Source organism: Olivibacter sp. LS-1, from assembly GCF_008245145.1.
GTDB classification, from domain to species: domain Bacteria; phylum Bacteroidota; class Bacteroidia; order Sphingobacteriales; family Sphingobacteriaceae; genus Olivibacter; species Olivibacter oleidegradans.
Genome location: NZ_CP041643.1, coordinates 2659862 through 2684236, shown reverse-complemented (window position 1 = coordinate 2684236; position 24375 = coordinate 2659862). Strand labels below are relative to the sequence as shown.

Here is a 24375-nt window from a genome sequence, read left to right as displayed (position 1 = left end):
GCTGTTGATTCCCAATAGATCCTTATCTACGCGAACAACGTACGAAGCTTGTACGAACATAGGTGCTTTATCTATCTTTTATCTGTCGTGCAAAACTATATCTCATCATTTCTCGTCTGTCACTTAAAATTGGCACTAAATAATCTACTATTTTTATAGAGAATAATTGCAGAAATTAAGTGGACCCTTCTTATTTTTATAGACGAATCATATAGCGATGAAGAATGCAGGCATTTAAGATAAAAGAGAAAATAGGTTTAGACAAAACATTTAAAATAGCACCTTTTCGAAAGCATATACGGAATACCGAACCCCACAAGCATAAAAACTATTTCGAAGTCATCTTTCTATGGAAGGGTGACGGTGTGCATCTGATAGATAGTACCGCCTATCCTATCGCTGCACCCGCTATCTTCATCCTAAAAAAGAACCAAATCCACGCTTGGGATATCGTCAGCGAACCCGAAGGCTTTGTTCTGATTATAAAGGATGAATTTATAAACCATAGTAAAGACACCGAACTAAAAGCCCTGTTTCATTTGTTCTGGAGAATTGAACATCTGCCCCTCCAGCACGATATTCAACCGATTCGAAACCTTTTCGAAAGCCTCTACCATGTATATTCGCAAGAGCAGCATTTTCAGGATTTAATTATCGAGGGATTATTGAAGAGTATTTTAGGCACCCTACTACAAGAGGGGCTCAAGCAGGATATTGACAATAGATACCTAGACCTATATGCATTATTTATTGATCTGATTTCGACAACCGAGGGAACCAATAGAAATCTAAGCTTTTATGCTGAAAAGCTAAACATTCCGTCGAAAGTGCTTAATGACATTTGTTATAAGGTGGCTGGAACATCAGCAAAGAAGATTGTCGAAGCCTTTACCCTTTCTGAAGCCAAACGTTATTTACAGTTCAGCAACCTTACCATTAGCGAAATTGCTTTCCGACTGCAATTCAACGATCCGTCCTATTTTGTAAAGTTTTTCAAAAAGCACACGAACATAACACCGCATCAGTTTCGTGCTTTATCATAAATTACCAAAGATAGATCGATTTTCACCATTTTTATCGCGATAACTATCCTAGCTTAGCGCAAGTATGAAAAATCTGTACGTACTTTCTTTTTTATTATTTTTTCTTTCATCTTCCGCTTTGGCTCAAGAAGCTCAAGTTTCCGGCCAAGTATATGATTCGTTAAGCCATAGCCCAATAAGCTACGCAAGTGTAAGCATACATCAAAACAATCATGATTCAGCTTTTGTAGATGGCGTTATGACAAATGAAAGCGGCGCTTTCTCACTCGCAAAATTAAAAGCAGGACAATACCTGCTTAAAATACGATTTTTAGGTTATGAAACGCAGGTAATCAAACTGACACCGCTCCATGCAGGCGAACATTTAGCTATAAAAGCAATAGAATTGAAACCATCCGCTACCTTTTTAAACGAGGTGGTTGTTTCAGCTCAACCCAATCTAAATTATCATAAGATAGATAAGCAAGTGTACAAAGCAAACCAGTTTGAGACGGCAAAGGGTGGAACTGCTATCGATATTATCAAAAATATGCCATCAATAGCGATCAATGGGCAGGGAGAAATTACATTACGAGGGTCTAGTGGCTTTTTGGTATTGATAAACGGTAAAGCAGTACAAACGGATGTGCAGACGATATTAAGTCAACTTCCCGCTAATGTCGTGGAAAATATTGAACTGATTACCGCCCCATCAGCAAAATACGATCCGGATGGTAAAGGTGGTATTATCAATATCACTACAAAAACAGGAGTGGATAACGGTTCTTTTCTTGCGATAAACCTACAAACTGGCTTTCCCAGTTTTAACGATTACAATAATAAAGAAAGTCAAAAACGTTATGGCACTGATATTTCCTTCAACTATAAAAATAACCGATGGGATTTAACGGCAAGTGCTAACTACCTTCGCAATGATAACGCCGGGTTCAGAGAGGGCGACGTTTATACGATTATCAATCAAATTAAAACTACCTTTCCGTCGAATGGTGAGCGCAGCTTTGATAAGTACAATTACGGCGGACGCTTTAATATCGAATTTAAAGCAGATGAGAAGAACACGTTCTCAATCGGATTTTTTGCAGGACACAAATTTCAGGATCGTGTGGCTGATATTTACTATAACAATACCAAAATAGATTTGGAAAATCAGCAAGTTATAGGAAGGACTTCCTATTTTAATGCTAATCTCCAAACAAAACAAGGTAACTTTGTACTCGGAAATTTTGGTTATACCCATCAATTTAATGATCGATCCAACCTGTCTCTTTCGCTACTCTACGAATATGCCGACTTATACGGTTCTACAGATAATAAAAATATAGAAGGGAATACGACCGTTCAACATACTCTTAACACTTATAAAAACCCGCTCAAAGGATTACGAGCTAAATTGGATTATTCGGTAAAAATTGGCGAAGGAAGCTGGGAAAGTGGCTATCAATTCAGGGAAGACAAGCAAAACGGAGATTTTATTTACTCAACAAAACAGGGAGATACTTTCGTCGTTGATCCGGAATTTTCTGGTCTAATAGACGCTCGGAATTCCATTCATTCGCTTTATAGCCAATACGCCGGTAAGCATAAAAAGTTCGAATATACGGGAGGCTTACGCTACGAACATGCAAATCGTAATGTAAACTTGCGAGGGGAAGAGGCACCTCATGTACTTACTTTGGACAATTTATTCCCTTCAGCCAATATACTTTATACACTTAGCAGCGGGTGGCAAACAAAAGCCGGCGTCAGTAGAAGAGTGCAGCGAACCAATAATTTTGAATTGAACCCTATACCTGAGCGTGAACATTCAGAAACCTTGGAGCAGGGAGATGCTGATTTATTACCCGAGTTTATATACCTGGCAGAGCTAGGGCTTATCAAAACTTTCAAAAAGGGGTCATTTTTCTCCACCTTATACTATCAAGATATTAAAAACCCCATTCAACGGGTAAATAGCGTATATACGGATACGATTTTAAATCGTATCTATACGAATGCGGGCAAGGCCTATAGCTATGGTCTGGAAACGGGTATCAATACACAGATAACCAAGCAATGGCAAATTTATTTAGGCGCCAATCTATATAAGTACCATATAAAAGGGACGTTATTCGATGAACAGATCGATGTAGCCAATAGCGATTGGGTCTATGCCATCAATTTTAACACAGACTATAAAATAAATTCCACACTTAACGTTCAAGGAAATCTTAACTATTTGTCGGCTCGTCCAACAGCTCAAGGAAGAGATTCTCGTTTTATATCACCTAACCTCGCACTGAAAAAAACTTTCATGAACGGCCGGTTCAGTGCGCAACTACAGTGGCAAAATATCGATCTGGGATTCATCCAAGCTAATGAGCAACGGATTACAACCTTTGGTTCCGATTTCTATACCACTACAAACTATATTTACGAAAAAGATATCCTACTCTTAAACCTCAGTTTTCAGCTAAATAAATTGAAGAATAAACTCAAACTTCCGGAGAGCGAATTTGGGAACAAAGAATTTTAGCCCCGATTCTGTCATATTATTGTCATCCCGTAATTTGCTATTTTTAATAGGTCTAAATAACTATACATTTGTGCCGATTAAATTCAGCCATCTTACAAAAGACGTCAATGAAGCAACTTCTACTTTTCGCAAGCTTATGCCTACTTACTCTATCCCTCTCTTTTGCACAATCGCAAAAGGTCATATTAAAAGGATTAATTATTGATGATAAAGGTGCGCCGCTACAAGATGTAACCATTAAGGTCCTTGACAGCATTGGTGTTCGAAAAACCATCTTAAAAACGGATCAACGGGGCCAGTTTGTTACAAATACGCTACCAGAAGGAAATTACAAGCTGATAGCCAGCTACATAGGCTATAAAGAAACAACCAAAGAAGTCCAGCTCACAACGAACACCGCGACACAGATTGAGTTTATACTCAGTCAGGATATCGCCCTTAATGAGGTGGTTATTACCGCTGGCCGCAAGCCGGAGAGTATCGACGAAGTACCCTCATCTATTAGTATTCTCAATGCTCAAGAGGTTAAAGAACAAACCAACGTCAACCCCTCTATAGCTACTATTTTAGGAAATACGATTCCGGGACTAGGTACAGGAACAAACAAGGCCACCAATAGCGGACAAACCCTACGTGGTCGGCAGGTATTGGTGCTTATCGATGGGATTCCACAATCGACACCCTTGATGAATGGGGCCCGGGATATACGTACGCTTGACCCAGCTGTCATCGAACGTGTGGAAGTGATCAAGGGAGCAACTTCAATTTACGGCAATGGCTCCGGGGGAGGTATCATTAACTTCATTACCAAAACACCGGCAGTGGGAAAACGTTTTGGAGGAACGACCAGTATCGGAACGAGCGGAAATCTAGTGCACCCATCCAATACGATTGGCTATCGGATTTCACAGCTCTTCGAAGGCTCGATTGATAAATTCTCTTATGTTGTAAGTGGAACATACAATTACACCGGTGTATTAAAAGATGCTAAAGGCGAAGTGAACGCACAGGCTGACGGTCTTGGGGAAAATAATCTCTACAACACCTTTATTAAGCTTGCTTATAAGCCGAATGAGCATAGCGCCCTTACAGCATCCTACAATCTGTTTAGAAGTGTTCAGCACAGTGATTATGTCAATGTTGTTGGAAAATACCGTGAGAGGCCTTCCATTGGGGTCAAAGGAGATGATCCAGGTGAACCGGCGGGTACACCTTATAACCATAACGTTTTCCTTTCTTATCACCACGATGCATTGCCATACCGTACATCACTCGATATAACGGCTTATTATAATCGCTTCGTTTCCATGAATCGTTATGTTGAACAAGGAACCGCGTGGTACGGGCCCGGACAAACAAAAATTCAATCTTTTAAAAAGGGTTTGCGTTTAAACCTCAATACACCTTGGGCTATACATGACGACCTCCAAGCAGAGCTTACCTATGGGCTCGATCTGCTAAACGACCGAACAAATCAAATTCTAACCGATGGCCGTGTTTACATCCCGGATATGGACATGGTTAATCTGGCACCTTATGCACAGCTTAAGTTAGACCTATGGAATCATTTGGTGCTGAAAGGAGGTGTGCGTTACGAGAATGCCAATGTAAAAGTAAAGGATTTCAATACCATCGCGACAGGTCCTAATGGTGAGGGAAGCATAGCCGTATCGGGGGGTAAAATCCCGTATCACGCCACCATGTTCAATGTTGGTTTGCGCTATAACAAATACGATTTCTTAAATCCATTCATTAGCTTTTCGCAGGGCTTCGCCATCAATGAGTTGGGACGTATTCTACGTAGGGCTACGCAAAGTACGCTTGAAAGTATCGAGACGGATCCGATTATTACGAACAATTATGAGCTGGGTATCAGCAGTCGTTTCGATATTTTTCACCTTACGGCTGCTTACTATATTAGCACTTCCAAGTTTGGCGCGAACTTAGTTGATGTTGGCGGATACCTGGTACCGCAGCGTGAGCCGGAACGCGTATATGGTTATGAAGTAACAGCTGACGCTTTTCTTAGTCCGCAATGGACGGTTGGAGCAAGTTACTCCTTTGTAGAAGGCAAATCAGAGCAGGAAGACGGTACAAAAGTATATATGAATGGTATTCGCATCGCCCCGCCTAAAGCGACGGCTTATATTGCTTTCTGTCCTTCCTCTGAGTTCGATCTTAAGCTAAATTGGGTATATACGGGCGATAGAAATCGCTTTGAGCCACGCTCAAACGGGTTATATGCTAACAGTGAAGGACCGGTAGACGCTGTCAGCTTGCTTAATCTCTCTGCTTTATACCGAATCAACAACAAGTTTTCCCTAGGGATGGGCGTAGAGAATCTGTTAAACAGCTCCTACTATCCAGTGGTTAGCCAATATCGCGCAATTGATGCCGAATACGTTCGTGGAAACGGGGCCACCCTAACGATGAATCTCTCTTACAACTTTTAAAAGCAGCTTGTCTTTCAGTATAAGTAATCTTCGGTTTTTAAACGAAGGTTACTTATACTCACCGGATGTTCGATGTTTAAGTTCCCGTTCCATATCGTCTTTGAAACGCATTATTTTCTCTTTCCATGCCGGTGCCTTCTCTTTAATATCATCCACCATCGATCGGCCATTTGCATCTTTCTTCGTCGCATATTTATAGGCACCATAAGCGGCTGCGCCTAGTAGTATTGTTCTAAATAATCCCATTTTTCAGTGATTTTACTAATGTAACTACCTTTTAACAAACCGCCTACTGAAATGTTTCAGCGAAAATAAAATATGGTTATTTTACACCTTTCCACCATGCTGTAAAGGTCTGGGCAGGATCATCGAGGCGGACTACCTCCCCTATCATGGGCGTAATAAAAGGCAACTTCTCCGATGCAGCGAGTATGCTTATTCTTTTTAAGGGTTCGTCCCAGGCATGCAGAGAAAGCGCAAATTTTGATGAGTGTACCGGAAAAAGACGTTTGGTTCCTAAGTCTTTCGAAGCGTTTATAACTTCTTCCGGAAGCATATGAATCGCTTGCCAGGCGGGGTTGTATTGTCCATTGTCAAGAATCGCCAAATCAATCGGACCAAATTGCTTGCCTATCGTCGCAAAATGGGTATCATAACCGCTATCACCGCCCAAATAGATTTTTTTGGTTGGGGTTTCCAACAAAAATGAGAGCCAAAGTGTATTGTTTCTGCTGAAACTTCTACCTGCGAAATGGCGGGTAGGCAAGGTATGCAAGGTTGTTTGGGTATTAACGACAACCTTTTCATTCCAATCTTTTTCAATAATGTTATCGGCTTCATATCCCCAATGTTCAAAATGGGCACCTACCCCTAAACCACAAATTATCCGAGTCACCTTATCCTTCAACGCCACAATCGTTTCATAGTCAAGATGATCATAGTGATCGTGTGTAATCAAGAGATAGTCAACCGATGGCATATCCGCTGCGGTATAGATATCGGTTCCTTTAAAACTTCTATTCGATCCCGGAACGGGTGATGCATTCCCACAAAATACTGGATCCACCAAATAGCGTACGCCGTCTAGCTGTAATAAATAGGAAGAATGCCCAAACCAAACCAGAAGATTAGCATTCGGGTCCAGTTGCTGTAAGTTTGTTTTAACAGTAGGAAGTGGATCAGTCGGTCGGTTTCTCGGATCCTTACCGAAAAAGAACTTATAAAGTACACCGATAAAAGAGTATCCTTCGGTGATCGTTGGTGTAAAATGTAGATTCTGAAACTGTCCATCTCGGTAGTTGGGTGATTGCTTTATCCGCTCTAGTCGCTTACCCGAAGGTGCTTGACCAAATTTATCTTGTCGAATATAAAAAAAAACCGTAATCGCTAACAAAACGGCTACACTGAGAATAACGACCATCATATATTTTAATATCCTTAATAGCTTCTTCATTGCATGATTTTCTACTTGCAACCGGAGAGTACGCTGCATTTTTCCGACACTACTTCATCTAGATGGGCGGATAAAAAGCATGGCAAGATAGCAATTAATCTCTTTGAATGCTTAGTCTACCCCACTCATCCGAATCTTTTTCAATACTTGCAATAGTGAAAATGTCACAACGGCCATTGCAAAATAACAGATGGCAAGCGTACTTTGGCTACTCACTTTTACCAGACTAATCGTGCTATAGCTTAGCACCGAGGTTATGAGATAAGAACCTCCGCTGGTAATACCACTGGATATACCCGCGTTTTGCGGAAAACGTGTTAAACAAAAAGTGAAATAGACGTTGTACATAAAGCCCGCACAAACATGCATACTGAATACAAATAACATTAATACGTATAGGTTCGTAAACAACGTACCAACGAAAAACATCAATAGCGCAATCATGCATTCAGAAAAATTAGCGATTCGTAACTTCATTAGCAGCGGACGACTGGTTAATTGCTTAGCCAACATACCTCCTACAAAAAGGCCTAAACCGGAAATGAGCGCACAATAACCGGTTACCACCGATGATAAATGGAATTGTTCTTCGATAATAAAAGGAGCCGTCATACCAAAAATCAGGACCATCGAATAACTTGCTGCCAACACGAAGAGCCCTAGTGAAAACTCCTTCGTTCCCAACACCTTGCGATAACTTGCAATAATAGTAGGCATACGGAAGGCCTGGGCCTGACGCATTGCTTCCCCACAGAATATATATTCCAAGGTAAAAGAAAACAAAGCATAAACACCTAGGAAAATAAAATTAGATGTCCAACCCCAATAAGATTGCAGGTACCCACCCAAGAAGGGAGCTGTAATGGGGCCGAGCGACCAGACCACCGACAGCAACCCCATATAATGTTTGAGCTTTTCGCCGGTATAGATATCAACTAAAAAGGCACGCTTGGCCACCACGATCAGCGCGGTCAATATTCCCTGTAAAACGCGTATAGCATAAAGGAAGTAAAGATTATGCACATAAGCAATCGAAAAATTACTCAATGCAAATAACAATAAGGCGCCTAATATAATTCGATATCTTCCAAAACTATCAACTACACTCCCGGCCACAAACATGGTAATCCCGTAACTGATCAAAAAGCAAGAAAGCGTCAACTGAATACCTGCCGCGCTTGTTTGAAAAACCGATTGCATCTCTGGGAAAGATGGAATATAAACATCGGTTACAAGTCCTGATAGAGGAATTAAAATAAAGGTAGAAATCGTACTGATCTTCTCAAATTTGCTATTGTATAGCTTCATAATACCCTGTTTTTTAGCATTACAAAACTAGCGGACTATTCGCTATCGAAAAATAAGCAAATCAAATATTAGTTAATGAAATCAAATATCACTTAACAGCAGACTCCGATATTCTCTTGGACTTTTACCGGTTTTCCGTTTAAAGAAATTATTAAAATGCTGAGGATACTCAAAACCTAGGCTGAATGCGATTTCGGTAATACGCCAATGACTGTATTGTAACAAATCGAGCGCTTCTTGTAAGATTCGTTCTTGAATAAGATCGCTGGTAGTTTTACCAAAATAGGAACGCAAACTGTAGTTTAAGTGATTCACGTGAACCTGCAGCTGTAGTGCATAATCAGCCGGGCTTTTAAGAACCAGCGCATTATCGGGAGACTCGATAGGGAATTGCTTTTCCAGTAGATCACAAAATCGATTTACTAGGTCGCTATCCGGAATTCGCTTCTCTGACGCACCCCGTTCCATCCGTAATTTAACTGTCGTATAAGTAATCAATCGTAAAAAGTCTTCAATGATCTGCTTTTTGTAAACAAATTCACTATTATACTCCTTAAGCATCCATTCAAAATATTGAGATAGTAAATCGTATTGCTCTTCACTCAGAAAGATAAAGGAGTATACGTCATTTCGAAACAGGTTAAATAGATTAGACAGGGCCTTCCGCAATTCATTACCAATAAACAAATCGTTAAACAAGCAAACATAGCCTTTCTGAGCCGGGGATGTGTTTTCCCAACCAAATCTCACATTGGTATTAGAAAAGAAAATCGCCGGTTTATCAATGGAAATTGTGCCTTTATCAGTATGCAATATGGCGCTTCCCAGCGTTAAACAGATTTTGTAATAATCCTTGCGGGAAAAATGTAAGCTTGCATAACAATTGTTTCGTTTTAAGACATTGAAGTGGGCATTATTACCACCACCTTCTATCAAATCCGGCGGCATTTTTCTACACGTTCTTCTATAGTATTCCTGTAAAGTCTCCGCTTTCTCCATTGCATATAAGTTAATTAATTCAAAGATACAAAATTATGAATTTCGATTTAATCATTTTGCTGGACAATGGAACAAACGTATTCGAAAAAGGAAGGTACGACTGGATAGGTGGATAAGACAAAGTAGCGTTTTGACAGGGTCTTTCTTCGAGGTGAGTCCAGGGTGAGTCCACGTTGTCTCCAGGGTGAGTCCAGGTTTTTAAGGAAAAACCTGGACTCACCCTGGAGACAACCTACTTGTTGAATGCTTACACAGCAAAGATGCTACGAATCTGGTCCAAAGATGATGTTATGCGGGTAATGGTAAAATTAAAAAACAATGAAGTCTTACAAAAGTAGTTTACAAGTGTAATAAAAATTGACTAGACATCCCTCTTTAATATCAATAGTTTCATTATATGAAAATACGATCAAGCGCGGTTTTAAGTTTTCGGATCGTACCGATCAGTAATTGTAGCTGCTCTTCAAACTCTTGATAATGCCCTTCTTCCAGGGCTTCTCGGATGCCGGGCAATGTTTTGACTCCATAACCGGTATAAAATCCCGGTGCATAAATACTATGCTTATACCATGGACGCCTAGGTAATCCCTTTTCCAGTAACAACGATTTCTCCGCTTGAAAAAGCTGCTTGTTTACCAATGCTAAAGCTTTTTTGTTTCCCTTAAATGTTTGCCGCCGCTCTTTAAGCGCTTGAATGGATTTGCTTAAGCTATCAACACCTTCTTGCAATCCCGCAAATGAAAAATTGGGTACTGATTTTTTTGGTATCGGTTGTACATAGGGCTCTTTCGGATCGGCTGCCAAGGCATATAAAGAATCTTTTATCAGTTGGTTTTCAACAGCATGGAACAGACGAAGATCCTCACCAAGCTTTTGCACCTCATTTGCGTACGTATTGATTGCTTCTTGCAGGCCATCAAAGCTAAAAGGTAAAATCTCAGCCTCGGATAATCGTAAAACAGCTCTACCGGCAACTTGTGCCAGCGCAAGCCCATAACTGAAATCGGGGTCTTTGAATCGGACATAATGATTATACGAATCATAAATACTATGATAATCCCCCCCTTCACTTTCTCCTCCAAAAGAAAAATTAAGACTAGGTATTCCTAAATGCTGTAAGAAGGCCGAATAATCAGAACCTGTTCCCAACGCTTGTAAAGCAAACTCTTTTTTTGCGAGCAACTTTTGCTTCTGCTGCGGAGAGGTCGCCGATATAACGGTGTTGGCCAATTTTCGATCGAGTATCGACTTACCTGTTAATGGATCCTGTACATCACCTGCTATGTCGGTTACCAAATCCTTTAATGCGTGTGATCCGCCGGCACTCAAAAAACCCCGCCCGTTTCCATCCGTATTAATATAGGTTACCGCCTTTTGTTTCAATTCTTTTGCATGATGTTCTACCCATTCGGTTGAGCCGAGCAGCGACTGTTCTTCTCCATCCCAAGCACAGTAAACCAAGGTTCGTTTCGGTTTGAAGCCGTTTTTAACCATGGTTCCAATTGCTTTTGCCTCCTCTAATAAAACGGATAGTCCCGCTACCGGATCATCGGCTCCATTGACCCAAGCATCATGATGATTTCCTCGAATAATCCACTCGTCAGGAAATTCATTGCCTTTGATCTTGGCGATTACATTATAAGCAGGCACAATATCCCAGTTTTGCTTAATTTTTAAATGCACTTTGCTCTGATTCCCACCGCCGATCCGATAAGTTATAGGAAGTGCACCTCGCCAAGCGTTTGGAGCTACCGGACCGTCGAGGACTTCCAATAAAGGCTTCGCATCGTGATAACTGATCGGTAACACCGGTATCTTTAAAATGGTAGCAGCTTCTTCTTTCGTCAAGCGCTTTGCATCCTTCGTTGCACCAATCCAGGGAGTTAAAGGATCCCCTGGATAAACCACCATATCCATTACCGAACCCCGTTGCACCATATACTCGTTCTTGAAAGGCCCTTCAGGATAAACCGCGCCTTGAAAATAGCCGTCCTCTTTCGGGTCGGAGTAAATAATGCAACCAACAGCACCGTGCTCATAAGCAATCTTGGGTTTTATTCCACGCCAGCTATTACCATATTTTGCTATCACGATTTTTCCTTTTACATCCACCCCTAATCGTTCCAGTTGTTCATAATCGGCTGGTAAGCCATAGTTGACAAAAACCAGCGGTGCGGTCACATCTCCATCCGCACCCCACGCATTATAGGTTGGCAGCTGCCCCTCTTGATGCGCTACTGGATCACCTTCTACCGGCATTTCTTTTAATATGGCTTGATAATGGCTTGGCGCCAATAGTTCAAGCTGTCGCTCAATCGGCGTAGGAAATAATACGTGATAAACTTCCAGTTGAGCATCCCATCCATATTGTTTAAACCAATTTAAAATTTCGTTGGCAACCTCTTTCCCTCTTGGGGAACCAAGATGATGGGGATACGCCGACAAATTCTTGATATTCCGTCCAATACTCTCTTTCTGCAAAAGAGCGTCAAAGCGATTTTCCAGTAGTTCTTCCTGTTGCGCTTTAAGTATGGTAAATCCGAAAGTAAGAGAAAGGATGAGAATAGGCAATACTTTGTTGAAGTGTACTTGCATAGCTGACTCGGTAACGGTTTCTGATTAATGTTGTTCTTTTGTTAAATTATCCACTGCCTGAACCAGTTGAGCAAACTCGGCCTCATCGTATAAACGTGTTAAAAACCGTATTTTTCCGGTACGATCAATAAGAACGTTACGGGTCACGCCTGCCTTTTTATCAGCAAATTGTTGAAAAATACCAGCTCCAGGATCTAGTGCTAAAGGATAGGTAATGTTCATATCCCGATGAAACTTTAGCACCGTTTCTAAGGGCTCGTCGCGATCCACGCCAATCAATACCACATCTTTATCCTTATAAGCTTGCCAAATATCGCGTTCGAGATAAGGCATTTCTTTTCGGCAAACAACACACCAGGAGGCCGTAAATTGCAAAAGAACAATTTTTCCCCGTAATTCTTTTAAAGAAGTCTTACTGCCGTCATGCAACACCAACTCAAAATTATCCGGTGCCTGATCTCCTACCTGAACAATATAGCCGCGATCAGCATCTTTAGTTTGAGATGTATCTTGTTCGCTCCTGGCAGCCACGTTAAATGTGAAGCCTATTAAAAACCCAATTAACGTCAATCGTATTGTTTTCATCCAGTTATTTTCTTTTACTAAATCAATCATAGGCAAATATATATAAAATCTACCATTTTTATAGATTACACACAAAACCTAAAGAAAATCGCTTTATTCATTAGAATACCATTAAAATTACATCACGTTAGTTGCGAAAGGTTAACAATTTGCTGACATCTTCGTATAATAGTGCCGCTAATTTTGTAACATGTTGCAACACCTTAGAAGTGCCTTTTTACGTTATACTATCGGATTCTTCTTAATTAGCTTATTTACGCTAAAAATGGCTGGGACCGTCACTGCGATTGTAAAAGATAAACATCTTTCAAACTTTAAGATTTGCAACGATTCAGAGAAGTCGGAAAAAGAAGAAAAGAAAGATCCTGAAAAACAGCAGAAAAAAAACGTTGAATTCTTTGCGAAGAACGATGAGTGCGATTCCCGAATCTTAAAAAAGAGAGACGGAAATGCAGAAGGTGCTCACCGCTTTGCTTACTGTATTCCGCATTTCGGTACGGTTCCATCCCCCCCTCCGGACCGCATCTATTAATGCCATTTCACAGAGAAAATCACCCTAACATTTTATTTTAATTACTTCTTATGAAAAAAAAACACGCAGGTTCGGCGCCAACGCCCTTGCAGCGGCTTGTCGGCATGCTGCATCCGGAACGTAAAACCATAAACTACATATTTTTATACGCTATTATCATCGGAATCTTTAGTCTTAGTATTCCGATAGGCATTACAGCCATTTTCAATTTGCTCAGTAATGGAGCCATGTACAGCTCTACCTATATTCTTATTACCGCAGTTATTGCAGGCGTTGTACTTGGAGGCACTTTACTCATAGGCCAATTGAGCTTGGTAGAATACCTTGAACAGAAAATCTTTCTAAAGTCGTCACTCGAGTTTGCATACCGTCTTCCACGAATCAAGCGCTCGGAACTGGATGGCGAGAATCTGCCTGAACTTGTAAATCGCTTTTTTGATGTCATCATTATTCAAAAAGGTATTATAAAATTACTGATCGATATTATGGCAGCTGTTGTTACCATTTTCTTTAGTGTTATACTTTTATCGTTCTACCATCCGGTCTTCTTAAGTTTCGGTCTCGTGGTAATAGTGGCGGTAGCGGTTGTTCTCGCTATCTACTACAAACGTGGACTTAACACGAGTATTGAAGAATCTGCTCACAAATATGAAACCGTCGCCTATTTGGAAGATGTGGCGAATCATATCGATGAATACCGAGGCAATCGGGAAATGATGAAAAAAGTAATTGCTGACACAGATTACATTACAAGCAAATACCTTGCTTCCCGGAATGAGCATTTCAAAGTGTTAAAACGCTTTTTTGCAGGCTCTGTATTAATCCGAACAATTCTTTTCGGTGCCATGCTATTACTCGGCTCTTATTTTGTAGTTGAACGGGAGATGACTTTCGGTCAGTTCGTAGCAGCAGAGGTTGTAATTGTCCAGATTGGCTATGCTGTAGAAAAGTTACTGACAAATCTGGATACCATTTTCGATATGTTAACGGGTAGTGTTAAGTTAGCCAGTGTAACAGACCTTGAATTGGAGGAGGAGGCCATTGATTATGGGAAATAAAGCACATAGTTTGTTGTCAACGATCAAATGGGAAGACCTTTCCGTCGCAGGTCGTGATCAATTGTTAAAAAAGCGAGGTGTGATGGCCCTAGGTAGGATATTGCTTTTTGCTGCCATCCTATTTATTGTAATTTTATTTTTACCTTGGCGGCAAACTATCCCCGGCCGCGGAACCGTCACTGCCTTAAAACCGGAAGAACGCCCACAAACCATTCAAAATCAAATAGGTGGCCGTATTGAACACTGGGCAGTACAAGATGGCGATGAAGTTCAGGCAGGCGACACTATTTTGGTGATTTCCGAAACAGCCCCCTCCTACTTTGATCCCGAATTGCCCCAACGGTTAAACGAGCAATTAACTGCAAAAAAGAGTAGCGAGCAGGCTGCCGATCAGAAAATGCTTGCAACAAAAGCCCAAATTGACGCGCTGACTGCCGGTTTACGTTATCAGCTGGAGGCCGCACGCAATAAGGTTGTACAAGCTAGAAACGTAGTAAAAATAGACAGTGCCGATCTGGTTGCGATGCAAAGCTTCTACGAAACCAGCAAGGCACGATTGCTGCGTTACGAGCAGGGATACAAAAACGGACTTTTTTCGCTTACTGATATTGAAACTCGCCGCTTAAATCTGCAAAATGACGAGGCAAAGGTAGTAAGTGCTCAAAATAAATTGACTAACGCACGGCAAACATTGATCAATGCAACTATTGATCTCGACAATATCCAAGCTAAGTACAATGAATCGTTAGCCAAAGCACAGTCCGATCTAGGTTCAGCGCTTTCCAGCAAAGCCTCGGCACAGGGGGACATCGCCAAGTTAAGAAATGAAATTGCCAATATTGAGGTACGTCGAGATCACTACGTTGTCAGGGCTCCCCAAAGTGGATATATCGTAAAGACACTGAAGGCCGGCATAGGTGAGAATATTAAAGAGGGCGAATCGATCGCTACGTTACAGCCCAAGGTAACGGTGATGGCTGTTGAATTGTATGTAGATGCCATGGATGTACCTTTGATTCTTAGTGAAAGCGATACACGTCTGCAATTTGAAGGCTGGCCGTCTGTACAGTTCTCGGGATGGCCTTCGGTAGCTGTTGGTACCTTTGCCGGTAAGGTAGCGGTCATCGACAAGGTTAGCAGTGCCGATGGCAAATACCGCTTACTCATAAAACCCACTACACCCGTTCCTGATAAGGACGAACCATGGCCGGAACAATTGCGTTTAGGCTCAGGAGCATTCGGACGTGTTATTTTAAATGCGGTACCACTCTGGTATGAAATATGGCGCCAACTTAACGGTTTCCCGCCGAGTTTAGAAAAAGAACCAAAAACCGAAGGAAAGTAGTGATTTATGACAAGTAAAAAGATATTCGTTTTACTGGCCATCTGCTTCGGATTGTCAATAAGCCGAGCACAGGAGAACAGGAGTGGTTCTGAACTGAAGGAATTTACATTGGAGGACTTAGAAGACCTTTTAATGGCTCATCATCCGGTAGTGAAACAAGCCAAACTCTTAAGTGAAACAGCAAAAGCCCAGGTTGCACAGGCGCGCGGAAAATTTGACCCGGCCTTGAAAGCGGCTTTCAATAACAAATATTTCGGTAATACCGATTATTATAATCACTGGAACAGCGAGCTGAAAATACCCTTATGGTTAGCAGGAGCTGATTTAAAACTAGCTTATGATCGGAACGTCGGAACCTATACGAATCCGGAAACTACCACGTCTACAGCGGGTTTGTCGGGGCTAGGCATCAGCATTCCCCTTGGTCAAGGCCTCATCATTGATAACAGACGCAGTACACTACAACAAGCCAAGGTAATGGTTGCCTACGCGGAAGCTGAACAGTTGAAACAAATAAATGCTATCTGGTTCACGGCCGTAAAAGATTATTGGGATTGGTATTATGCCTTTCGGCAGTATACACTACTGAAAGAGGGTGTCCAACTTGCTGAAGAGCGATTTAAAGCGATTAGTATGCAAACGCGTCTGGGCGACAAGCCGCCCATTGATTCTGTGGAAGCGGCCATCACTGTCCAGGAAAGAAAAATGCAATTGGCCAAATATGAAATCGCCTTAAAAAACAGTCGGTTGATTTTGTCTAACCACTTATGGAATGAATATGAGCAGCCAATGGAATTACCCGATAATGCAGTACCTACGACTATAGACAGCGTAAAGCTGTCACCATCCCCAACGATGCTCGGAAATCTATTAGAGCAAGCGAGTGATATACATCCTGAACTATCGAAACTTTGGAGCAAAGAGCAGCAACTACGCATCGAGGAACGCTATCGAAAAGAAATGTTGAAACCGAAATTAAACATTTCAGGTACGTTGATATCCAGTCGCAGAAACTTCAATGAATATATCCCGCACTATTATGACTTCAATTGGAGCAACTACAAGTTCGGACTTGAATTTGCCTTTCCCCTCTTCCTTCGCGCGGAACGAGGGAAACTGAAGGAAGTGAAGTTGAAACAAGAACAGCTACAATATGATTTGCTCATAACCGGTCGTAATATTAAAAACGACATTACTACTAAGTACAACGATCTTACTGCCTATAGCGCTCAACTTAAGTTACAAGTAGCGAGTATTGACAATCAGGAAGTGCTCTTATCCGGGGAATTACAAAAATTCGATCTGGGCGAAAGCACGCTGTTCATTATTAATAGTCGGGAGAGTAAATTGATTGACATGAAAATAAAAAAAGAGGATCTGATTACAACCTATAATAAGGCATTGGCTGAATTGTATTATAAAGCAGGTGCGAGGCTTTTAGCCAATTAAGTTTATTCGTTACTACTTAAACGTGATCGCTAATAAAGATCGCTTACAATAAAACCATCGAATATCATCATTTTTATTATAGGTAAACAAAACTTATATTATTTTTATAATGAATAATTGAACCCTACTTTTGTGCTGTTAATAAAGAAAGCGAACATGAAAAAAATATTCATCATTAATGCAGCACAACATTTTGGCCACTCCGGTGGACGTTTTAATAACACCCTTGCGTCAGAAACCGTCGAATTTTTCCGTAATCGTGGCGCAGAGGTACAACTTACCACCATCGCAGATGGCTATAATCTTCAAGAAGAAGTGGATAAATATGTATGGGCAGATCTTGTTGTTTATCACACGCCGATTTGGTGGTTCCAGGTACCTTTCGGATTTAAGAGATATATAGATGAAGTCTTCACTCAAGGGCATCAGCGTGGAATCTACCGCAGTGATGGTCGTAAGGCAGACAATCCCCAAATCAATTATGGTACAGGTGGAACGCTTCATGGCAGAAAGTACATGCTAACTACCAGCTGGAATGCACCGGAAACGGCGTTTACACTTCCTAACGAATTCTTTAAACAACATAGTGTCGACGATGGCCCACTCTTTGGTTTTCATCGTATGAATGCTTTCACCGGTATGGAGCCTCTAAAAAGTTTTCATTTTCATGACGTGGAAAAGAATGCACAAATTGATCGCGACATGGCGCGCTATCGCTCTCATCTTCAGGACGTGTTTGGATCAGCTACGTGCGAGTTAAAGGCTTCCTAATTTTATTAATTTGACAGATCATTAAAAAACTATTTATCCCAATGAAAATTCATTTAATAGCTATTATCAGAAGCAAGCCTGCACATATAGATGAGGTAAAAAAACAATTGCAAACCATGGTTGTCCGTACACGTGAGGAAAAAGCTTGCCTTCAATATGATTTACATCAAGATCTTGAAGATCCATCGCAGTTTATTTTTTATGAAATCTGGCAAGATGAAAGCGGCTTGGATTTGCACAACGAGCAGCCTTATATTCAGGACTTTCAACTGCTGGCAGAAAAAGCGCTTCAAGAGACACCACTCATTTATAAAACAAAATTAATATAAGAATGGAATATCGTAAATTAGGAAATACCGATTTAAAATTACCCGTTATAACACATGGTGCCTTCGCTATTGGTGGAAATATGTGGGGTGGGAATGATAAGCAAGACTCAATCAGTTCGATTTTAGCATCACTTGATCATGGTGTAAGCGCTATTGATACCGCCCCTTTTTACGGCTTTGGTTTGAGCGAAGAATTAGTAGGAGAAGCGATCAAGGGACGAGACCGTACAAGCATTCAACTGTTAAGCAAATTTGGTTTGGTATGGGATGGTAGCAATAAGGGAAAAGGTGTCTTCTTTTTCGATGCAGAGGAAAGCGGGAAAAAAATTCCGGTTTACAGATACGCTGGAAAAGAGAATATTATTAAAGAAGTTGAAGAAAGTTTAAAAAGGTTGGGTACCGATTACATTGACCTTCTCCAGCTACATTGGCCAGATCAAACGACGCCCATTGAAGAAACAATGGAAACCTTGGAAATATTGATAAAACAAGGCAAAATCCGTGCAGCTGGCGTAAGTAACTACAACACTGCGCAATTAAAGGAAGCGTCAGAAACCTTATTACCTGCCAGTAACCAGGTTTCGTATAGTATGCTGAATCGCGAAATTGAAGAAGAATTAGTTCCCTATACGCTTGCAAACAACATCGGCATCATCGCTTACAGTCCGATGGAACGAGGATTACTAAGTGGCAAGTATTTTCGTGGTGGTAAGCTAAAAGAAAATGATCATCGACAGGGTTACTTTACGCAATTCAATTTAGACAAGGTTCAGGATTTAATTCAAACACTTGAGCCTATTGCTATTGATAAACAAGTGACCCTATCTCAGCTGGTTTTACGGTGGACTAGTTTGCAACCAGGTATTACCGCAGTATTGGCCGGTGCTCGCAATGCACAACAAGCAAAGGAAAATGCGCAATCTGCACAAGTCAGTTTATCTGCAGAAGATTTAGAAACGATAAACAAAGCGCTGGAAAAATTGTAGCAATAATAATCAGCTGCTCCAAAGTCAGACAGCTGATTAAAATTTTTAGCTATGAATACCATTAAATTACTCATCATACTTCCGCTGATTGGCTGCTTAACCATTATCAGCAATCGATTACCGGCACAAGAAAAAGATTCCACTATAAGGTACACCAGGGTATCCAATGGTTATTTAATGGTATTACGCCAAGGAGACGAGATCATCCCCCAGCTTGAGCATTTTGCGCTTGCTGAACAAATTCCTTCCGCCAATTTTACCGGTATGGGCTTCGTCAATGTGACTTTTGGTTTTTTCGATTCAGCCAAAAAGAAGTTTAATCCGAAGCACTTTAAAGATGTCGAATTGGCCAGCATGCATGGAAGCATAGCTTGGCAAGATGATAAACCTAGCATACACTTACATGGTGTAGTAGCCGGGAAAGATTTTGTGGCTTATGGCGGACACATCCTTGATGGTACCGTGGGTACAGGGTCCTTAGAAATCATGATCATTCCACACGATAAAGTATTGGAACGGGTATTTGAGAAAGATTTAGGAGCAAATGTGCTTCATTTAAAACGCTGAACAGACTTATATTATAACAAATAGTACTTTCAGCTGTTTATCATAGGCCTAATACCCATATTATGAAAACGATCGTCCTATTTAAAACGATGCTGCTTTATATCTTGTTATTCAGTTTGTTCACGAAAGCGAATGCACAAACCACAAAGCAAGAAGAACTAGATAAGCAAGTACAGCAATTTCTAAAAAAGAAACAGCAGCAATGGCATAATCTAAACGTACCGTATGAAGACGGCCAAATATTGCATGATCTCATTATAAAAAACAATTATCAGTCTGCCTTGGAAATCGGTACGTCCACAGGGCATTCTACTATTTGGATTGCATGGGCGCTTAGCAAAACCGGCGGTAAACTGACAACGATCGAGCTAAATAAGGAACGCCAAAAGGAAGCCATCGAAAACCTAAAGACAGTAGGCCTATCTCATATCGTTGATTTTAAACTTGGTAATGCCCATCAACTTGTCAAGGAGTTGAAAGGCCCCTTTGACTTTGTTTTCTCCGATGCCGACAAAGATTGGTACATTCAGTATTTTAAGGATATAGATCCTAAACTTAAAAAAGGAGGAACCTTTACGGCCCATAATGTACTTCAAGATATGTCCGGTATCAGCGAATACTTAGATTTTCTCGAAAAGCAACCCGGTTATGAAACAACTATCGACAAAACGAGCAGCTCGGGTATTGCTGTCAGTCGCAAAAAACAATAAACAGTCCATAAAAAAACTCCCGGAGACCAAACCGGGAGTATAACCAATATAAACCAACAACCAACCTCGCGTACTAAATGAAGCTAGGACAACTCACATGTACTACGATATGGAAGTAACCTTTATCAGGATCAGCAACAATCCAAGAATAACAATATCGATCTAAACTCTCTAGACGGAATGCCATATTATGCGCTTTCATCAATTTCCTTCAAGTGAATGAGCACAAATTTACCGTAGTACATCAACCGTTATGATGTCATAATCGCAAAAAAAACAACAAATATGTTTAAACCGACCGCCACATCATAAGTCGTGTTGCCTATAGACATTATTGCTAACATTTTCAACATTCTTACTACCCCTATAAATCATTCCAGACTTAGCTTTGACATAAGTGACTTTATATCGGGTGAATGATTTATCGAAACGATCCCAACCGTCCTTAAGCAAATCAAAACCACAAAAACCATATAATAAACTAAAATTCACGCAGATGAAGAAACACATTGTACAAATAGTGCATTATACCGTCGCAGTTTATGCGCTTGGTATTGGGTTGCCGGTAAAAACAATTGCCTCGATAACAGGGGAAGCAATGACCGTTAGCTCGACGTCGAGTCAATTTTTATCCTCAGCTGCGACCGTAGCGCAATCCGTCCAAAAAACAATCACAGGAAAGGTAAGTGATGAAAACGGACAAGCGCTTGCCGGTGTTAGTGTTACACTGAAAGGAACTAACAACAGTACAAGCACCGATCAAAATGGATCTTTCAGTATCAGCGCATCCAATGATCAGGCCGTTTTGATATTTAGCTATGTAGGTTTTTTAACTCAGGAGGTGCAGATAGCAGGAAAAACAAGTCTAGAGGTTGTACTAACGAGTGACTCACAGGCCTTAAGTGAAGTTGTCGTGGTTGGTTACGGTACCCAACGGCGATCAAGCATTACCGGTGCGGTATCTTCTGTAAGTGCCAAAACACTCACCGAGTTACCGGTAGCCAGCACAGACCAGGCTTTACAAGGACGGGTTGCCGGTTTAACGGTCACCAATAATGGTTCGCCCGGAACCTCTCCTATTGTTGCGATAAGAGGTATTAGTTCAATTAGTTTTGCTTCCGATCCACTTTACGTAGTGGATGGTTTTCCCACTGCTATCTCCAACATCGACGCCCGGGATATCGAATCAGTTGACGTCCTTAAGGACGCCAGTTCCGCTGCAATATATGGTTCTCGTGCAACCAGTGGTGTGGTGATGATTACAACCAAAAAAGGCGCAGCACGCGATCGATTACAGGTAAACTTCGACTCGTATTTCGGTATACAAAGTCCCAATAAAAAATTCAACTTATTAAATACCGCACAGTATTTACAATATGAACGGGCGTTGAACGGAGCCGATGCACCACTTCCCCCCCGTTTGGAACCCGAAAATTTTAATCAACCAATCTATGATGGCGCTACACAAACTTTTGCGCAAACAAATACGGATTGGCAGGATGCTTATTTCCGCAACAATCAACCGCTTCAGCAGTATAACCTTTCACTGAATGGTGGGAATGAGCAGTCGCATTTCTACACAGGTGCCGGTTATTTCGATCAACAGGGTATTGCGGAAGGCCTCTATTATAAACGGCTTAATTATCGGCTTAATTCCGAACATGTGATCAGCAAGTTTTTCTCTTTTGGTGAGAACTTCTATGTGAGTCAATCCAAGCAACGTTTTGATGTACCTGCCGGCAATCGTACCCCCATCGTGAACATGATCCGTATGCAACCGTACCTACCGGTGTATAATCCTCACAATCTCGGCGGCTTCATGGGCCCCCAAAACAGCTTCGATGCATCCGATCCGATCAATCCCGTAGAAATAGCCAATCTGGTTGAAAACATCAACAATACCACTCGTATCCTGGGAACGGCTTATATAAGATTGACGCTCACACCTTGGTTGAAATTTACGTCTACTTATGGCGTGGATCATTCTAACATTGCCATACAAAATTACACCCCTATACATAACGACGGAGGTACCTCCATTGTCAATATCGCTACGATTGAAAATCAACGACAATTATATACTACGCATCTTTTCACTCAACAGCTGAGTTTCGACAAATCTTTCAATAACCATAACCTAGGTGCTACTCTTGTTTACGAAAGCCAAGGACAACGTTATCGCAACGAAACAGCCAGCGGCAACCAAAGCACCAATCTCGTCAAAACACTTAACGGAGCTACCAATGTTACGGCAAATAGTTTATACGAAACCAATTTGATCCGCTCTATGTTGGCCCGCGTAACTTACGACTATGATGGAAGATACCTATTCACCGCTTCCATCCGACGGGATGGACTATCTGTTTTCGCTCCCGGCAACAAATATGAAAACTTCCCGGCCGTTTCCGCCGGCTGGAAGGTAGATCGCGAATCCTTCATGGAGAACACACCTTGGATTTCCGAATTTAAAGTGCGCGGAGGTTATGGTATCACCGGCATCAACGGCGTCTTACTCGGCAATTACCCTTACTTACAACCTATTCAACGCAATCAGGCTACTTATCCGTTCAATGGAACCATTGTAAATGGCAATGGATCATTCTATAACGGTTTGAGTAATCCGGATTTAGCTTGGGAAAAAACAAAACAAACCAATATTGGCTTAGATTTAGGTTTCTTAGACAACAAAATCACCTTAGTAGCCGAGTATTTTAAACGGAAAACGGACAACCTGATTCTGACCGTGCCCACCCCCACTAGCTTTGGTTTTAACGGTACAGGCACCTTAGCAAATGTAGCGGCCATGCAAAATCAAGGATTTGAATTTCAATTGGGATACCATAAAACCAGCGGTGATTTCACCTGGAATATAACCGGCTTAATGAGCATCATCCGTAATAAAGTTCTACGGCTAAATAGCGAAAATGCGTCGATCACAGCAGGTGGGGATGCCGACTTTGGAGGGGGTGGTCCGCTTACCAATACCGTTGTTGGCCAGCCTGTCCAATCATTTTACGGATATATTGTAGACGGTATCTTTCAAAACGAAGCAGAAATTGAAGCACATGCCAGGCAGAATGGGGCGGCACCTGGCGACCTGAAGTTCAGAGATTTAGACGGCAATGGCGTTATCAATGATGGAGACCGAACCTTTATTGGCAGCTTTATGCCTAAATTCAGTTATTCATTGAATTTTTCGGCCAACTATAAACAATTTGATCTTGCCTTATTTTTTCAAGGTGTACAAGGCAACGACATTTTTAATGCCGCCCGCATTATTCGTGAAGGTATGCCGCGACTTTTCAACGCAGATCAATCGGTCTTGAACGCTTGGACTCCGCAAAACACCAACACTTCCATTCCGCGTGCCGTAAACGGAGATCCTAATCAAAACGTACGGCCTTCTACCCGCTGGATTGAAGATGGATCTTATTTGCGATTAAAGAATATTATGCTTGGTTACACTGCACCTGAACAATGGATAAAAGGACTCGGTTGGACAAGCATCAGCCAACTTCGTTTTTACGTATCCGCCCAAAACCTGTTCACGATAACAGACTATACCGGCTTGGATCCGGAAATCGGTTCCAAAAACGGTACGCTGACCAACGGTGTCGACTATGGACAATATCCAAGTCCGCGCTCATTTCAATTAGGCATTCAGGCATCATTTTAATTAT

Annotated in this window: 19 protein-coding genes; 13 read left to right on the top strand and 6 right to left on the bottom strand. The window is 41.4% G+C overall.

The genetic code is table 11. The features are described 5' to 3' along the window. Positions 1–224: 224 nt before the first annotated feature. The 3 genes from FKG96_RS10800 (at position 225) to FKG96_RS10790 (ending at position 6008) form a co-directional block, all read left to right on the top strand. Complete coding sequence (locus FKG96_RS10800) at positions 225–1043, top strand: AraC family transcriptional regulator (RefSeq protein WP_130857187.1); 819 nt, start codon at positions 225–227, stop codon at positions 1041–1043. 64 nt (positions 1044–1107) lie between these two features. Beyond that, positions 1108–3555 (top strand): TonB-dependent receptor domain-containing protein, encoded by a 2448-nt coding sequence (locus FKG96_RS10795; RefSeq protein WP_130857186.1) that lies wholly within the window; start codon positions 1108–1110, stop codon positions 3553–3555. 107 nt (positions 3556–3662) lie between these two features. After that, positions 3663–6008 (top strand): TonB-dependent receptor domain-containing protein, encoded by a 2346-nt coding sequence (locus FKG96_RS10790; protein ID WP_130857185.1) that lies wholly within the window; start codon positions 3663–3665, stop codon positions 6006–6008. Between the two features lie 48 nt (positions 6009–6056). On the opposite strand, the gene FKG96_RS10785 is transcribed toward FKG96_RS10790, so the two are convergent. From FKG96_RS10785 to FKG96_RS10760, 6 genes are all read right to left on the bottom strand, one after another. Then, positions 6057–6254, bottom strand: coding sequence for a hypothetical protein (locus tag FKG96_RS10785; protein WP_013665944.1), 198 nt, complete (start codon positions 6252–6254; stop codon positions 6057–6059). 76 nt (positions 6255–6330) lie between these two features. Continuing rightward, positions 6331–7461: an MBL fold metallo-hydrolase gene (locus tag FKG96_RS10780; protein ID WP_130857184.1), complete on the bottom strand. Its 1131-nt coding sequence runs from the start codon at positions 7459–7461 to the stop codon at positions 6331–6333. Positions 7462–7572: 111 nt separating this feature from the next. Then, entirely contained in the window at positions 7573–8769 is a 1197-nt protein-coding gene (locus FKG96_RS10775; RefSeq protein WP_130857183.1) for an MFS transporter, read from the bottom strand. Positions 8770–8850: 81 nt separating this feature from the next. Next, on the bottom strand, positions 8851–9768 hold the full coding sequence (locus FKG96_RS10770) for an AraC family transcriptional regulator (protein ID WP_013665941.1): 918 nt from the start codon (positions 9766–9768) through the stop codon (positions 8851–8853). Between the two features lie 393 nt (positions 9769–10161). Next, a complete protein-coding gene (locus FKG96_RS10765; protein WP_130857182.1) occupies positions 10162–12363 on the bottom strand; it encodes a transferrin receptor-like dimerization domain-containing protein in 2202 nt (733 codons plus the stop codon). A gap of 24 nt (positions 12364–12387) precedes the next feature. Continuing rightward, positions 12388–12978 carry a TlpA disulfide reductase family protein gene (locus tag FKG96_RS10760; protein ID WP_207303781.1) on the bottom strand — a complete coding sequence of 197 codons (591 nt, stop codon included), beginning with the start codon at positions 12976–12978 and terminating at the stop codon, positions 12388–12390. A gap of 160 nt (positions 12979–13138) precedes the next feature. On the opposite strand from FKG96_RS10760, the gene FKG96_RS10755 reads away from it, so the two are divergent. The 10 genes from FKG96_RS10755 to FKG96_RS10710 all read left to right on the top strand — a co-directional run bounded on the left by FKG96_RS10755 (position 13139) and on the right by FKG96_RS10710 (position 24371). Continuing rightward, positions 13139–13480 carry a hypothetical protein gene (locus FKG96_RS10755; RefSeq protein ID WP_149105528.1) on the top strand — a complete coding sequence of 114 codons (342 nt, stop codon included), beginning with the start codon at positions 13139–13141 and terminating at the stop codon, positions 13478–13480. A gap of 50 nt (positions 13481–13530) precedes the next feature. Further along, entirely contained in the window at positions 13531–14538 is a 1008-nt protein-coding gene (locus tag FKG96_RS10750) for an ABC transporter transmembrane domain-containing protein (RefSeq protein WP_130857180.1), read from the top strand. Further along, complete coding sequence (locus FKG96_RS10745) at positions 14528–15883, top strand: HlyD family secretion protein (RefSeq protein WP_130857179.1); 1356 nt, start codon at positions 14528–14530, stop codon at positions 15881–15883. The genes FKG96_RS10750 and FKG96_RS10745 overlap by 11 nt, the downstream gene beginning before the upstream one ends. 6 nt (positions 15884–15889) lie before the next feature. Then, positions 15890–17332, top strand: a complete 1443-nt coding sequence (locus tag FKG96_RS10740) for a TolC family protein (protein WP_149105527.1) — start codon at positions 15890–15892, stop codon at positions 17330–17332. Between the two features lie 156 nt (positions 17333–17488). Beyond that, positions 17489–18103 (top strand): NAD(P)H-dependent oxidoreductase, encoded by a 615-nt coding sequence (locus tag FKG96_RS10735; RefSeq protein ID WP_149105526.1) that lies wholly within the window; start codon positions 17489–17491, stop codon positions 18101–18103. Positions 18104–18144: 41 nt separating this feature from the next. Further along, positions 18145–18432, top strand: a complete 288-nt coding sequence (locus FKG96_RS10730; protein WP_130857176.1) for a putative quinol monooxygenase — start codon at positions 18145–18147, stop codon at positions 18430–18432. 2 nt (positions 18433–18434) lie between these two features. Further along, the gene (locus FKG96_RS10725) at positions 18435–19418 is read left to right on the top strand and encodes an aldo/keto reductase (protein ID WP_149105525.1); all 984 of its coding nucleotides are present in this window, start codon (positions 18435–18437) and stop codon (positions 19416–19418) included. A 51-nt stretch (positions 19419–19469) separates the two neighbouring features. Beyond that, positions 19470–19985, top strand: a complete 516-nt coding sequence (locus FKG96_RS10720; protein WP_130857174.1) for a PPC domain-containing DNA-binding protein — start codon at positions 19470–19472, stop codon at positions 19983–19985. A 62-nt stretch (positions 19986–20047) separates the two neighbouring features. Continuing rightward, a complete protein-coding gene (locus FKG96_RS10715) occupies positions 20048–20695 on the top strand; it encodes an O-methyltransferase (protein ID WP_130857173.1) in 648 nt (215 codons plus the stop codon). A gap of 496 nt (positions 20696–21191) precedes the next feature. Next, positions 21192–24371, top strand: a complete 3180-nt coding sequence (locus FKG96_RS10710; RefSeq protein WP_149105524.1) for a TonB-dependent receptor — start codon at positions 21192–21194, stop codon at positions 24369–24371. Positions 24372–24375 lie beyond the last annotated feature (4 nt).

Bases quoted from the DNA above. Each gene is read 5' to 3' on its own strand.
- FKG96_RS10725 (WP_149105525.1), top strand. From the start codon at position 18,435: ATGGAATATCGTAAATTAGGAAATACCGATTTAAAATTACCCGTTATA.
- FKG96_RS10755 (WP_149105528.1), top strand. From the start codon at position 13,139: ATGTTGCAACACCTTAGAAGTGCCTTTTTACGTTATACTATCGGATTC.
- FKG96_RS10775 (WP_130857183.1), bottom strand. From the start codon at position 8,769: ATGAAGCTATACAATAGCAAATTTGAGAAGATCAGTACGATTTCTACC.
- FKG96_RS10715 (WP_130857173.1), top strand. From the start codon at position 20,048: ATGAAAACGATCGTCCTATTTAAAACGATGCTGCTTTATATCTTGTTA.
- FKG96_RS10795 (WP_130857186.1), top strand. From the start codon at position 1,108: ATGAAAAATCTGTACGTACTTTCTTTTTTATTATTTTTTCTTTCATCT.
- FKG96_RS10735 (WP_149105526.1), top strand. From the start codon at position 17,489: ATGAAAAAAATATTCATCATTAATGCAGCACAACATTTTGGCCACTCC.
- FKG96_RS10730 (WP_130857176.1), top strand. From the start codon at position 18,145: ATGAAAATTCATTTAATAGCTATTATCAGAAGCAAGCCTGCACATATA.
- FKG96_RS10800 (WP_130857187.1), top strand. From the start codon at position 225: ATGCAGGCATTTAAGATAAAAGAGAAAATAGGTTTAGACAAAACATTT.
- FKG96_RS10765 (WP_130857182.1), bottom strand. From the start codon at position 12,363: ATGCAAGTACACTTCAACAAAGTATTGCCTATTCTCATCCTTTCTCTT.
- FKG96_RS10745 (WP_130857179.1), top strand. From the start codon at position 14,528: ATGGGAAATAAAGCACATAGTTTGTTGTCAACGATCAAATGGGAAGAC.
- FKG96_RS10720 (WP_130857174.1), top strand. From the start codon at position 19,470: ATGAATACCATTAAATTACTCATCATACTTCCGCTGATTGGCTGCTTA.
- FKG96_RS10780 (WP_130857184.1), bottom strand. From the start codon at position 7,461: ATGAAGAAGCTATTAAGGATATTAAAATATATGATGGTCGTTATTCTC.
- FKG96_RS10750 (WP_130857180.1), top strand. From the start codon at position 13,531: ATGAAAAAAAAACACGCAGGTTCGGCGCCAACGCCCTTGCAGCGGCTT.
- FKG96_RS10760 (WP_207303781.1), bottom strand. From the start codon at position 12,978: ATGATTGATTTAGTAAAAGAAAATAACTGGATGAAAACAATACGATTG.
- FKG96_RS10740 (WP_149105527.1), top strand. From the start codon at position 15,890: ATGACAAGTAAAAAGATATTCGTTTTACTGGCCATCTGCTTCGGATTG.
- FKG96_RS10785 (WP_013665944.1), bottom strand. From the start codon at position 6,254: ATGGGATTATTTAGAACAATACTACTAGGCGCAGCCGCTTATGGTGCC.
- FKG96_RS10770 (WP_013665941.1), bottom strand. From the start codon at position 9,768: ATGGAGAAAGCGGAGACTTTACAGGAATACTATAGAAGAACGTGTAGA.
- FKG96_RS10710 (WP_149105524.1), top strand. From the start codon at position 21,192: ATGAAGAAACACATTGTACAAATAGTGCATTATACCGTCGCAGTTTAT.
- FKG96_RS10790 (WP_130857185.1), top strand. From the start codon at position 3,663: ATGAAGCAACTTCTACTTTTCGCAAGCTTATGCCTACTTACTCTATCC.